Source organism: Klebsiella sp. YJ, from assembly GCF_002108615.1.
In the GTDB taxonomy this organism is placed as follows: Bacteria; Pseudomonadota; Gammaproteobacteria; order Enterobacterales; family Enterobacteriaceae; genus Klebsiella; species Klebsiella planticola.
The window spans coordinates 82,173-95,882 of the sequence record NZ_MTEG01000010.1 but is presented as its reverse complement, the minus strand read 5'-3'; the positions used below and the strand labels follow the sequence as shown (position 1 = coordinate 95,882).

The following is a 13,710-nucleotide window of genomic DNA, read 5'->3' as shown; positions in this document are numbered from 1 at the left end:
GAATTCACTATCGGCGAAGGTGAGTTGATGGCTCATGATGTCCCTCTGGGATGCGCTCCGGATGAATATGATGATCTCATATCAGGAACTTGTTCGCACCTTCCTTAGGTAACCCTTTTCCGCGCATACAACCTCTTACGTACCGACCTATTGAATGGCCGATAGAGGAGGTTTTTTTTCTACCACCTCCATTGGAAGGTAATTTACTGCCGCCGATGCGTTCAGTGATAGATTCACGTAGAACACGACGTGAGTTTGGATCATTGGATCATTATTTACTTTCTGAATGGCTCTGGTTAGTTGCGAGAGAAATGGTTGCAGGGCATTCTCGCTTAGGCTTCGCACTAACCCAACGGCCAGCACCTTCCGCTGGTGCAATTCACCCTATACATATTGTTCTTTCCTTGCCAGAAATGGATGGGTGGCAACTCTACTTACCGGACAAGCACGCGTTGGCGTTACTTTCACAGCCAAATCAGACAAGGGACGTTGTACGCAATGAATTATTGCCAGTACTTGATATTCAATCTGGCATCGTTATTAGGCTTATTGCGGAACCAGGGATGACCGCAGCTAAATACGAAAATGCGGACAGCCTTGTATGGCGTGACGCAGGTGTTTTAACAGGACAGATGGCACTTGTAGCAGAAGCGTTTGCATGTAATTTTTGTCCACTAGGAATTACAGGCAATGAATGGTGCGCCAGTTTAAAACTGGAGGACTGTTTGGCTGGTGTCGGTTTGGCGGTTCTTGGCTCGCGTTAAACGTGGTTTAAGTTTTGTAAGCGGTTGACCTCTCGAGGATTCAAGCAAAGTAAAAACTGTAGTTGATGATGCCTGCATTTCGTACCAAATGAGAGCATCCAGCTCTGAGGCTTTCACTCCCATTGATTCACTAAACTGGATGAACAGTTGTTCAAGCTTCAGATAATCGCGTTCTACAGTTAGGTCTTGAGGGAAAAAACCAGCCAATAGGCCAGCTCGCAGAATGTGAATATCTAATATTGCAATATCATCTGCACCAAGCCAATTTCGTGCTACCCATGATGCTGTCTTATAGCCAATACCCGGAATAGTAGTTAGCCAGTCGCGGAGCAGTCGGCCTGATTCAAGTGGTGGTGTTTCGACATCTAATTTGTTCAAGGCTGCGGCTAGATAACGGGATTTCTGCTTTGCGAAACGGTAACGCACGGATTTACTACCTGTATCAATCGGCTGAGAAAGCCATTCGTAAAGAAGTTCTTCTGAAGGAGATGGTGCTTCAAATGCTCCATATGCTTTTAACAGGTTAAATGCGGCAATGCCTATTGCTGCAGGTATTCCATGTCCACCAAGTAAGCAGGCTCCTACTTCCTCTTTTAAGGTCCGCCCCAGTTTGTAATTAACTGTATTAACTTCCAACCGGCGAGCAAAGACTTGGTAAGCCCAGTATGCAGGGGAGGGAAATGCTTCAATCTTTCCCCACATTACTCCTGGTAGTATGGCTTGATCAGCTGCAGGAAAATCGAGGTTGATTATAGTTGGCCCTATAATTACAGCTCCGCGCTGAGTCATACTGTCTCCAGACCATATTTGGTATTCAGCCATTGAATTAATTCACTACGCTCTGTTTGCTCCATCTGCTCGATCCGGTCATACAAGCGGGCACGACGACGAGCAACGGTTTGTCTTTCTCTGTAGTTGTTACCTAGATAACGTGAATCATGAAGCTTTGCTGGTGGAGCATAGTTCATCCACACGCTTTCTTCTCGAATACCTGAGTGGGTTTTTGCGTTAAATTTGACGCAGCGCCAACTTGTTAACATTTCGTTGTAAAGAGAGTTTTCATATCCAGAAATCATAACGTTACATGTTAGTGATAATATCTTTTCAAGCAGTTGTCGGTGGTTATCATCACTGTATTCATGTCGATAGATTCGGCTGCGTTTCCGGGTGCTGTGAACGTATGGTGGATCAACGTAAACTAACTCATTTCCCTTAAATGGAAATGTGCTAAGAAACGACAGGGCATCATCGTTAATGAGTTCACACATGCATGGCTCTGTTTTACGCCACTGTTCAATGACTTTGCTATCTAGATCTACACCAATACTTTTTTTAGCGGGTAGTTTGTTGCGCATAACTGCGCCTCCGCCTAAGTGCGTCTCAATGTACGTTTGGTGCTCGGGCATCAAGTTGATGAGCCGTTGGTAGCACTTGCCTTTTCCGCCAGGATATCTCATGAGGTAATCATCGTCATTTTTGACGATGATGTCAATTTTAATTGTTCTTCAAACACTGGATTTTGGTAGTCAAAAAGAATGGTAAAAAATGTTTCACAATTCGGAATGATTGTGATTTTTATTTCACGGCATTCAGACTAAAAAAATAATTGCAGAACTAATAATATCATGTGCTTATGTTCGTTTTTTGTGCGGTTAATCATGATTTTTACAATATTCCATTGTTAATATGTATGAAACTTTAGTGGACCACATCTTCATCAGGAACTCTCATGCATTGGAATGACCTCTTAAACAGCAATCGTCGTAAACCCAAAAAAGAAAATAAGGATTCATCCCAAGATACTTCCAAAGGTAGGCAGCAGATAGAACGTGATTTTGACCGTATCCTCTTCGCTGCACCTACTCGTCGGTTAGCAGATAAAACACAAGTTTTTCCTTTGGATAAAAATGATAGTGTTAGAACACGTCTTACTCATTCACATGAAGTGGCTAATTTGTCGAGAGGAATCGGCATGCGACTGGCTTTTGAGCTTCAAGATGAGGTATTCAAGGATGTTTGCAAAGACATCTGCCTAGAGCGCGATGTACCCGCACTGCTAGCGACAATTGGTTTGGTGCATGATATGGGCAATCCACCTTTTGGGCATCAAGGTGAGAAAGCTATGAGTGAATGGTTTACAAAAAACCTGCCTGAAGAGACTAAAGAGTATAAAGAAAAACTTTATGACGATTTTCGTCGTTTTGATGGGAATTCTCAGACCTTTCGTTTGGTGACTAAGCTTCAAATTTTAAATGATAATTATGGGCTAAATCTTACCTATGCCACCCTAGCATCAATGATCAAGTACCCCATATCGTCGGATGCAAATTCCGAGCTATGGAGTAAACACGGTTTCTTCCTTTCAGAGAAAGATGTTGTGCATGATGTCTGGGAAAAAACTGGCTTGTGCGAAGGTGTTCGTCATCCATTTACCTACCTAATGGAAGCTTGTGATGACATCGCCTACTCAGTACTTGATGCTGAAGATATTGTGAAAAAAGGGCTTGCCTCATTTCACGACCTTATGGATTTCATTCAGTGTCATCAGCTTTGTAAAGAGGATGTTGTGGCGAAACGCGTTGTGGATAATTGCAAAGAAGATCATACGACCTACGCGCAACAAGACCTTTCCCCTGCTGAGCTTAATGATATGAGCATGCAAAAGTTTCGTGTCTACGCCATCGCAGAGCTTGTTGATGCGGTTGTTATCGCATTTAAAGATAATATCGACAAATTTTTGAATGACAATTGCCAAATCAAGGACTTGGTGTCTGAAAGCAATGGTAGAAACTTGTGTAATGTATTGAAGAAATTTGACAGTTCCAGGGGCTACAAGCACAGTAGTGTCCTTAAGCTTGAGCTAAAAGGCTCTAACTATATCAAGGGCCTAATGGATATGCTGTGGCTCGGAATTAAAGGTCGTGCAACAGGTGGCACCCAATGGGATACACCATTTGGTCGTTACGTTTACGGTCGCATTTCGGAAAACTATCGGCGTATTTTTGAACAAAAAAACGACTTACCAGCCCATTACAAAGAAGCTCAGTTGCTCGCTGATGCGATTTCGGGCATGACTGACAGTTATCTGATAGCATTACATGATGAACTCGCAAAACTCCACCAGTACGAATGTCGTCAGAGATGAGAATCTCCTTAAGCGCCGGATAAAGTATTACATCAAATCTGGTCGGGGAGGTAGGCAAAGCGAGACGGCGCTAATCAAGGCGCTGTCGCAGCAGGCACATCTGTATGTTTTTGGTGGGCTTATCCGTGATATTGGTCTTTTTACGGCTCACCAGTTTCGTTCTGATATTGACTTGGTTTTTGCTGGTTCCAAGAGACATCTTCATAGAGCTCTTTCTGATTATGGTTTGCAGCAGATAACTGAAAATAAATTTGGTGGCTTCAGAGTTAGAGACTTCAGTGTTGACATTGATATCTGGAGTCTTGAGGAGACTTGGGCTTTTAAAAATCATTTTATCATTCAAAAAGATGTGGAGAGCTTGCTGAATACTACCCTAATGTCATGGGATTCAGTTCTTTACGATATTCAAAATGATAGGATCATTACAAATGACTCATGGCTTACTGATCTACATACTGGTCGCCTCGATTTGGTACTAGAACATACCCCAGATGTAAACAGTGCTTTAATCAGAATATTGCGCACTATCTATGGTAAAGAAGTACTCATGTTAGGTGAGCGTCTATGCCAGTTTTTGGCATCATCGCTGAATGTTTATTCAAATCAGACATTAGTTAGTGATGAGCTTGAACGTTTTAGGACAAGTTACATTACTAGCACAAGGCTATCCAAGCTCCGCCAAGATCTTGCCAGTTGGTCAGGCAAAGGTGGTTTAAAAGTTAATTCCCATCTGTACTGTAAGCAGCTGAATTTAGAATTAATTTCATCCAATGAAAAGAAATAGCTCATTAACAAAATTAATTTTATTATCCCTCTAGATGCCTATATCCAGAGGGATATAATGTGAAGTTATACTAACTTTTATCAACACTGTAATGTAACCCGTATACAACAGAACCATCTCCCTACATCCCTCCAGATACTGAGTATGGTTATACGTCTCACGTATTGCGTTCTTATCCACATGCTCAAGCTCCAGCTAAATCTAAGCCGAGTTAAATCCCTGTTCGCGCATAATTGCACCCATCGTTTGCCGAGAACCGTATCACATCAGCCATCCTTTGTATCCTAACAATTAAATTACCTGACTCACACTCTCCTTGAGAGCAGTTTATTACGACCATTTAACCCATTGAATATCAGTTGATACAGTCCTGTAATGGGCTTAAATAGCTCAATTTGACCCGACAATGGAACGGTATGTGGTCGTTTCATTTTCACTGATTATGGAGGAATCCCTCGAAATCATTTTTCAAAATCGATATCCTCTCAACAGTTCCTAAGCTTAAACCCCCAGTGAACATGATGATTTGTGTTGATTTAATCAAGAGGGAGATATCAGTTTTACGGGCTCCCATGTTTCTGATGTAGGATCCATAGATTTATATAAGCGAGCGATAGCCAATGCCCCCTCACGAAACAAGACTGAGCTGTTAATAATAATTTTATCTTTTAATTTAGGCTCTTGAGGTATTTCCCTTGCTATAATCGCGGCCAAGCGAATCGAAGCATGGTGAGCAGTAACAGAAGCAATAAAGGGATACGGAGTTCTCTGATACCGAATAGCGGGAGTGCACATCACCTTCTGAAGTAATTCAATTGGGAGAGCAGGAAATGCAGCCTTAATCCACTCACGGTGAAGTGCGCCACTAATGTCATGACCGTCACTACCCGACAATCTTACACCTTTCTTTTCCAAAACCTCTTTCATTGCACGTTCGATGAAGTGAAGGCTTTCCCATCGAGAAAGCGCATAATGGGCAGCTCCTGCGAGTAGCCGATCTGCAGCTGATTCTAAATGAATTATAGTAGTGACATCAAAACGGCTAATGTCATAGAACATCGTATAAAATTCGTTATAGTCAGCCTGAAGTTTTTCTAGCTTACTGCTGGTAATTCTCATTACTGCTTCTTCAGTCAGGCCGACCACCGCCTCCAGTAAAGGAATTTCTTTTATTCTTTCAATAGGCATTCTGACACAATATAAAACCCCATTGATTTGATAGGCAATAGGAGGAAAACAATAGGAAATATGCTGCCTATCTCCATAAAAATTTGCCAACCAATTTGTCACTGATAGCCCAGCATCATCCGGATTAGACCCTAAAACTATTTTGTATCCATCTGCAGAAATAAGGTCTGCTGCAGCAAAAAGTGAATAACTTGGTTCAACAAACTTGGCGGACAAGCGATCTCTCACGTAGCTCATGTAATCGTGAAAATTACCCTCGCCTTGATTAATTTCTTCCTGAGTAATCGAAACCTTTTTCATCTAACCCCTTAGCTTACATATTTCATTAAATTACTTGTTTCAATGATATCTACTTAAAGCCATTAGCCATCTGCATCATGTTGACTAAAATACGACAACATCAATAATTCTTCCATACACTTACAGAACATTATGAACTCACGCAGTTCTCTCATGGCGTCTCTTAGGGACCGTAAGCCTGGCTAGTTCGAGCCAACAAAGGACATTGCAAACTTTTCGCCATAGCAACGATTGGAAGCAGGTCTGATACTGTCAACATCACAATATGTTAATCATAGGATCAGATCATGCTATCCAAGAAATGAACTGAAACCGCGGAGTTTTTCCTGCCGAACAATGATTTTACCAATAGCCTCCCAAAACATCGTTTCATGTCATTACTTAATGCACTAACCTGTGTAAAATCAGAGCTAACCCAATATCGTGGAGTGTTCTGCTATGGCTGGCGTAAACAAAACTCATCTGACTGAAACGGACATCATCACCAAATACATCCTGCCAGCGGTTAAAGACGCAGGCTGGGATGTGATGTCGCAGATACGCCAGGAAGTCAAACTCCGTGATGGCAAAGTGGTGGTGCGCGGCAAACTGGCAGCTCGTCTGACAGTGAAATCAGCCGATATTGTGCTTTACCATAAACCAGGGTTACCGCTTGCTGTTATAGAAGCAAAAGCCAATAAGCATGAGATCGGCAAGGGTATGCAGCAGGGTCTGGATTACGCTCGCCTGCTCGATGTGCCTTTTGTCTTTGCTTCTAATGGTGATGGATTTATCTTCCACGACAAAACGAATCCCGCCGTGCTCGAAACTGAAATCACACTCAACGATTTCCCAACGCCGGAACAGCTGTGGAGTAAATACTGCGTCTGGAAAGGTTTCACCGCTGAGCAACTGCCTGTCATCAGCCAGGACTATTACGACGATAGCACCGGAAAATCCCCCCGTTACTACCAGCTTCAGGCAATTAACAAAACGGTAGAAGCTGTTTCTGCAGGACAAAAGCGCCTGTTATTAGTCATGGCAACAGGCACCGGGAAAACCTACACCGCGTTCCAGATTATCTGGCGCTTATGGAAAGCAAAAAGTAAAAAACGCATTCTATTTTTGGCTGACCGCAATATTCTGGTCGATCAAACCATACTCAACGACTTCCAGCCTTTTGGCAGCGCGATGGCAAAAGTGACGGGCAGGACAATTGATCCTGCCTATGAGATTCAGCTGGCACTCTATCAGGCTATTACCGGTCCGGAAGAACATCAAAAAGCATTTAAACAGGTTGCCCCTGATTTCTTTGACCTGATTGTCATCGACGAATGCCATCGTGGCAGTGCGTCAGAAGACAGCGCCTGGCGTGAAATCCTCGAATATTTCAGTAGCGCCACGCAAATTGGCCTGACCGCCACGCCGAAAGAAACCGAAGAAGTCTCCAGCACCGACTACTTTGGCGAGCCGGTTTACAGCTATTCGCTCAAAGAAGGCATCGAAGATGGCTTCCTGGCCCCGTACAAAGTGGTGCGGGTGGATATCGATGTCGATTTGCAGGGTTGGCGGCCAACCAAAGGACAGGTTGATAAACACGGTGAACTGATTGATGACCGTATTTATAACCAGAAAGATTTTGACCGGACGATGGTCATTGATGAGCGCACCTGGCTGGTGGCACAAACCATCACTGATTATCTCAAACGCACCAACCCGATGGATAAAACCATCGTCTTCTGTAACGACATCGATCATGCCGATCGCATGCGCCGGGCACTGGTTAACCTCAACCCGGAGCAGGTAAACAAGAACGAAAAGTACGTGATGAAAATCACCGGTGACGACGATATCGGCAAAGGACAACTGGATAACTTTATCAATCCGAAGAAAGCCTATCCGGTGATAGCGACCACCTCAGAATTGATGAGTACCGGTGTGGATGCGCAGACCTGCAAGCTGGTGGTACTGGATCAAAACATTCAGTCGATGACCAAATTTAAGCAAATCATCGGACGCGGCACGCGCATTAATGAGAAATTCGGTAAACTCTGGTTCACCATTCTCGATTTCAAAAAAGCGACTGAACTGTTTGCCGACCCGCGCTTTGATGGCATGCCAGAAAAAGTGATCCGCACCACGCCGCAAGAGATTACCGATCCTGATTCAGATTTCGACGACCAACTCGAAGACGAAACCTCAGAGCAAGAGCCATCTGATTTGGTTAATGGCGTCGCAGAGACACCTGCAACCTATGATCCCACATCAGGCAAAGGGGATGGGGCTTTTGAAGAAGACGATGAAAACAAAGTCCGTAAGTTCCACGTCAACGGTGTCAGCGTAAAAGTGCTGGCAAAACGCGTGCAGTATTACGATGCCGACGGCAAGCTGGTCACCGAATCCTTCCAGGATTACACCCGCAAAACGCTGCTTAAAGATAAAGACTACGCATCGCTTGATGACTTCGCCCGTAAATGGCACTCTGCCGCCCGCAAACAGGCAATCATCGAAGAGTTGCAACAACTGGGCGTGCTTTGGGATGTGCTAGCCGAAGAAGTGGGTAAAGATCTTGACCCGTTCGATCTGCTGTGCCACGTCGTTTACGGCCAGCCGCCGCTCACGCGCCAGGAACGTGCCGACAACGTTCGCAAGCGTAACTACTTCACTAAATATTCCGAGCCTGCGCAGAACGTGTTAAACACGCTTCTGGATAAATACGCCGACGAAGGCGTGCAGGAAATCGAAGATATTCAGGTGTTGAAACTCAAACCGTTCGACACGCTGGGCCGCCCGCTGGAAATTATCAAAAGCAGTTTTGGTAACAAGCAGGCTTACGAAGATGCGGTGAACGAACTGGAAAACGAAATCTACCAGTTGCCGCCGCGCTCCGCCTGATAACCCAACGATAACTCTCACCCTGCCTTTGAATTGTTCCCTCGCCCCCTCTCGGAGAGGGCCAGGGTGAGGAGATTTTTTTACTTAATTGGTGCTTATGCTGCCAGTGAGATCCTTTTTTAAAAACGGAAAGAAAACATGTCGATTAGCTCAGTCATTAAATCCCTTCAGGACATTATGCGTAAAGACGCAGGCGTGGACGGCGATGCCCAGCGTCTCGGGCAGCTTTCATGGCTGCTGTTCCTGAAAATTTTTGATACCCAGGAAGAAGAGCTGGAACTGGAACAGGACGACTACCAGCTGCCGATCCCACAGCGCTATTTATGGCGTAGCTGGGCGGCGAACAGTGAGGGCATCACCGGCGATGCGTTGCTGGAATTTGTGAACGAGGACCTGTTCCCAACCCTGAAAAACCTCACCGCGCCAATAGATAAAAACCCGCGCGGCTTTGTGGTCAAGCAGGCGTTCAGCGATGCCTACAACTACATGAAAAACGGTACGCTGCTGCGCCAGGTGATCAATAAGCTTAATGAAATCGACTTTAGCAGCAGCTCTGAACGCCACCTGTTTGGCGATATCTACGAACAGATCCTCCGCGACCTGCAAAGCGCCGGCAATGCGGGCGAGTTCTATACCCCGCGTGCGGTGACGCGCTTTATGGTCAACCGCATCGACCCTAAACTGGGCGAGTCGATTATGGACCCGGCATGTGGAACCGGTGGCTTCCTCGCCTGCGCGTTTGATCACGTAAAAGAGCATTACGTCAAAACCACTGAAGACCATAAAACGCTGCAAAAGCAGATCTATGGCGTAGAGAAAAAGCAGCTTCCGCACCTGCTGTGCACCACCAACATGCTGCTGCACGGCATTGAAGTGCCGGTGCAAATTCGCCACGACAACACGCTTAACAAACCGCTCTCTTCGTGGGATGAGCAGCTTGACGTGATCATCACCAACCCACCGTTTGGCGGCACCGAAGAAGACGGTATCGAGAAAAACTTCCCGGCAGAGATGCAGACCCGTGAAACTGCGGATCTGTTCCTGCAGCTGATTATCGAAGTGCTGGCAGACAAAGGCCGCGCGGCGGTGGTGCTGCCGGACGGCACGCTGTTTGGTGAAGGTGTGAAAACCAAAATCAAAAAGCTGCTCACCGAAGAGTGCAACCTGCACACCATCGTGCGTTTACCGAACGGCGTGTTTAACCCGTACACCGGCATCAAAACCAATATTCTGTTCTTTACTAAAGGCCAGCCCACCAAAGAGGTGTGGTTCTACGAGCATCCGTACCCGGACGGCGTGAAGAACTACAGCAAAACCAAACCGATGAAGTTTGAGGAATTCCAGATCGAAATCGACTGGTGGGGCAATGAAGCCGATGGTTTTGCAAGCCGCGAAGAGAACAATCAGGCGTGGAAAGTCAGCATCGACGACATCATCGCCCGCAACTTTAACCTCGATATCAAGAACCCGTACCAGGGCGAAACCATCAGCCACGACCCGGACGAGCTGCTGGAGAAATTCCAACAGCAACAGGGTGAAATCAGCGAACTGCGTAACCAGCTACGCGACATACTCGGTGCCGCGCTGGCAGGTAATAAGGGGGCGAACTGATGACCGTTGAGAAGCTGATCACCGATCATATCGATATCTGGTCTTCTGCGCTGCAAACCCGTTCTACTGCGGGACGCGGTAGTAACGGCAAAATCGATCTCTATGGCATTAAGAAACTGCGCGAGCTGATTCTGGAACTGGCGGTGCGCGGCAAACTGGTGCCGCAGGACCCGAATGATGAACCGGCGTCTGAGTTGTTAAAGCGTATTGCCGCTGAAAAAGCTGAACTGGTAAAGCAGGGGAAGATTAAAAAGCAGAAACCGCTGCCGGAAATTAGCGAGGATGAGAAGCCGTTTGAACTGCCGGTGGGGTGGGAGTGGGCGCGTTTAGGTAGCACTGTTGCAATTATTCGTGGAATTACATTCCCTGCGAGTGAAAAGCATAAAGAACCGTCAGAAGGAAAAGTTGCTTGCCTGCGGACAGCGAATGTTCAAGATAGCATTGAATGGGATGATTTACTTTATGTCAGTGAATCATTTGTGAAGCGTTCTGAGCAATTCGCTGAAAAAGGCGATATTGTTATGTCAATGGCAAATAGTCGAGAGCTAGTTGGGAAAGTTGCATATATCTATAATATTCCTACTGGCTCCGCAACATTTGGTGGTTTCTTAAGCGTCATTAGGCCATATGGCTTTAATGCTGCTTTTCTGATGTCAGTATTACGTTCTCCTAATATAAAATCTACTCTTATTGATAGTTCAAGTCAGACAACAAATATTGCTAATATTTCTCTCGAAAAGTTAAACCCGCTTGTTATTTCAGTTCCGCCTATTGGCGAACAGAATCGAATTGCTTCTAAAGTAGAAGAACTCATGTCCCTCTGTGACCAACTGGAACAGCAATCGCTAACCAGTCTGGACGTGCATCAGCAACTGGTGGAAACCCTACTGGCGACGCTGACCGACAGCCAAAATGCTGAAGTACTTACCGAAAACTGGGCGCGAATCAGCCAGCATTTTGACACGCTGTTTACCAGCGAAGCGAGTATTGATGCGCTTAAGCAAACCATTCTGCAACTGGCGATAATGGGGAAACTGGTGCCGCAAGATCCTAACGACGAACCTGCTTCTGAACTGCTTAAACGTATTGAACAGGAAAAAACGCAACTGGTAAAAGAAGGTAAAATCAAAAAACAAAAGCTGTTGTCGCCAGTGAGTGATGAGGAAAAACCGTTTGAGTTACCACAGGGGTGGGAGTGGGTATGCTGGGGGGAGTTATTAGCATATGATGATGGTGCTTTCAAAAGAGGTCCTTTTGGTAGTTCGTTAACTAAAAGCATGTTTATTTCTGAAGGTTATAAGGTCTATGAGCAATATTGTCCTATTAATGATGATTGCTCTTTTGAACGATATTACATCAGTGATGAAAAATTTGAAGAGTTGAGAAGCTTTGCAGTTAAAGCTGGCGATTTTCTAGTAAGTTGCACAGGTGCTACACTTGGTAGAATAACTCAAGTCCCACAAAAATTTAAAGAAGGGATAATTAATCAGGCTCTATTAAGAGTTAGAATTAACAAGGAGTTTATTGATGCAGATTTCTTTAAATTGCTTTTCAGATCGCCTTTTTTTCAAAAGAATATTTTTGAAAACTCAAAAGGTTCAGCTATTCCTAATTTAAAAGGAGTTAATGATTTAAAGGCGATGCCTATACCATTTTTATCAATTCATGAACAATACCGTATCGTTGCCAAAGTTAATGAGTTAATCGCTCTTTGTGAGCAGCTCAAAGTCGACTTGAAAAGCAGTCAGAAAACCCAGCTCCACCTGGCGGATGCGCTCACTGACGCAGCATTAAACTAAGGAACAGACGATGCCAGTTCATCATGCAATCTGGCGGATAGGGGAGAATCCCCAGCCGCTAACCATCAGCAAAATCGCCAGCGAGCAACTGTTGGAGAAGATGATTTTAAACGACCCCACTATTCTCTCTGACCAGTGGATGATTATTGGGCATCAGGAAAATACGCTCGATAAAGGGCGAATCGATCTGCTGGCGATTGCGCCTGATGCCTCGCTGATCCTGATTGAGCTTAAGCGTGACCGCACACCGCGTGAAGTAGTCGCGCAGGCGCTAGATTACGCCTCTTGGGTGGATGATTTAACCGCCGATCGCCTGTCGCAGATTTATGAAAAATTTTCTGGTGGCGGAAATCTAGGCTCGGCATTTAAGCAACGCTTTAATGCCGAACTGGAAGAAGAGTCGCTCAATCAGTCGCATCAAATCATTATCGTGGCGGCGGAGCTGGATCCCTCCACCGAGCGTATTGTCGATTATCTGAGCAAGAATGGCATCTCGATTAACGTCCTGTTCTTCAAAGTGTTCCAGCACGGTGACGAGCAGTTCTTAAGTCGCGCCTGGCTTATCGACCCGAGTGAGACACAAACCAATGCCGCACAGGCTACTGCCACCGGCGCTAGTGCAAAAGAACCCTGGAACGGTGAGTTTTATGTTTCGTTTGGCGATTCAAACAGTCGCGTCTGGGAAGAGGCGCGCCGCTACGGGTTTATCAGCGCGGGGGGCGGGAGCTGGTATAGTCAGACGTTAAAACAGCTTCAGCCTGGCAATCGCGTCTGGGTGAAAATACCTGCAACGGGTTACGTCGGCGTCGGTATTGTACAGAGCGCCGTTGAGCCTGCCAGTAGCTTCACCATCAACACTGACGACGGCGAAAAGCGGGCGATGGATGTGCTTAAGTACAGCGTTCTCTATCACCGGAACGCAGATGACCCCGATAAGTCCGAGTATTTTGTCCCCGTGAAATGGCTGGAAACCCGCAGTGAACAAGAGGCGGTGAACGAGGTCGGATTCTTCGGCAATCAAAACACGGTCTGCAAACCAACAACTCCAAAATGGCGACACACTATTGAAAAACTTAAGCGATATTTCGGAAACTGGAACGCCGAATTGTAATTTCCAAAGGAGTTTCGCTTTCCAAATATAGTAGAAACCATTATTTCTGAAGGCATCTAAAATGGATGATTCGTTTTATTGGAACAGCTGCATTCTCGCCAATTAAGCGGTTGCTTACGTCCGGCTGACGGCAA

The 13,710-nt window shown here is 45.5% G+C and carries 10 protein-coding genes and 1 pseudogene; 7 read left to right on the top strand and 4 right to left on the bottom strand.

What is annotated here, in order from left to right:
* The first annotated feature begins 215 nt into the window (after positions 1-215).
* Complete coding sequence (locus BV390_RS12450) at positions 216-764, top strand: nitroreductase family protein (RefSeq protein WP_227517233.1); 549 nt, start codon at positions 216-218, stop codon at positions 762-764.
* On the opposite strand, the gene BV390_RS12445 is transcribed toward BV390_RS12450, so the two are convergent.
* Together BV390_RS12445 and BV390_RS12440 are read right to left on the bottom strand one after the other, a co-directional pair.
* Positions 708-1,553, bottom strand: a complete 846-nt coding sequence (locus tag BV390_RS12445; protein ID WP_085396989.1) for an 8-oxoguanine DNA glycosylase — start codon at positions 1,551-1,553, stop codon at positions 708-710. The two genes, BV390_RS12450 and BV390_RS12445, sit on opposite strands and share 57 nt — an antisense overlap.
* On the bottom strand, positions 1,550-2,119 hold the full coding sequence (locus tag BV390_RS12440) for a DNA adenine methylase (RefSeq protein WP_085396988.1): 570 nt from the start codon (positions 2,117-2,119) through the stop codon (positions 1,550-1,552). Before BV390_RS12440 ends, BV390_RS12445 begins: the two co-directional genes overlap by 4 nt.
* Before the next feature lie 374 nt (positions 2,120-2,493).
* Between BV390_RS12440 and BV390_RS12435 the strand changes: the two genes are divergently transcribed.
* A complete protein-coding gene (locus tag BV390_RS12435) occupies positions 2,494-3,909 on the top strand; it encodes a deoxyguanosinetriphosphate triphosphohydrolase family protein (protein WP_085396987.1) in 1,416 nt (471 codons plus the stop codon).
* The gene (locus tag BV390_RS12430) at positions 3,863-4,693 is read left to right on the top strand and encodes a hypothetical protein (RefSeq protein ID WP_085396986.1); all 831 of its coding nucleotides are present in this window, start codon (positions 3,863-3,865) and stop codon (positions 4,691-4,693) included. Before BV390_RS12435 ends, BV390_RS12430 begins: the two co-directional genes overlap by 47 nt.
* A gap of 30 nt (positions 4,694-4,723) precedes the next feature.
* Here BV390_RS12430 and BV390_RS31490 read toward each other — a convergent pair.
* Both BV390_RS31490 and BV390_RS12425 read right to left on the bottom strand, forming a co-directional pair.
* Positions 4,724-5,130, bottom strand: a pseudogene (locus BV390_RS31490) (tyrosine-type recombinase/integrase); the annotation flags it as partial.
* Positions 5,131-5,233: 103 nt separating this feature from the next.
* The gene (locus tag BV390_RS12425) at positions 5,234-6,181 is read right to left on the bottom strand and encodes a hypothetical protein (RefSeq protein WP_085396985.1); all 948 of its coding nucleotides are present in this window, start codon (positions 6,179-6,181) and stop codon (positions 5,234-5,236) included.
* A gap of 438 nt (positions 6,182-6,619) precedes the next feature.
* Between BV390_RS12425 and hsdR the strand changes: the two genes are divergently transcribed.
* From hsdR to BV390_RS12405, 4 genes are all read left to right on the top strand, one after another.
* Complete coding sequence (hsdR, locus tag BV390_RS12420) at positions 6,620-9,055, top strand: EcoAI/FtnUII family type I restriction enzme subunit R (protein ID WP_085396984.1); 2,436 nt, start codon at positions 6,620-6,622, stop codon at positions 9,053-9,055.
* 138 nt (positions 9,056-9,193) lie between these two features.
* Positions 9,194-10,666 carry an N-6 DNA methylase gene (locus BV390_RS12415; RefSeq protein WP_085396983.1) on the top strand — a complete coding sequence of 491 codons (1,473 nt, stop codon included), beginning with the start codon at positions 9,194-9,196 and terminating at the stop codon, positions 10,664-10,666.
* Entirely contained in the window at positions 10,666-12,465 is a 1,800-nt protein-coding gene (locus BV390_RS12410) for a restriction endonuclease subunit S (protein ID WP_085396982.1), read from the top strand. The genes BV390_RS12415 and BV390_RS12410 overlap by 1 nt, the downstream gene beginning before the upstream one ends.
* A 10-nt stretch (positions 12,466-12,475) precedes the next feature.
* A complete protein-coding gene (locus tag BV390_RS12405; protein ID WP_085396981.1) occupies positions 12,476-13,576 on the top strand; it encodes a PDDEXK family nuclease in 1,101 nt (366 codons plus the stop codon).
* The last annotated feature ends 134 nt before the right edge of the window (positions 13,577-13,710 follow it).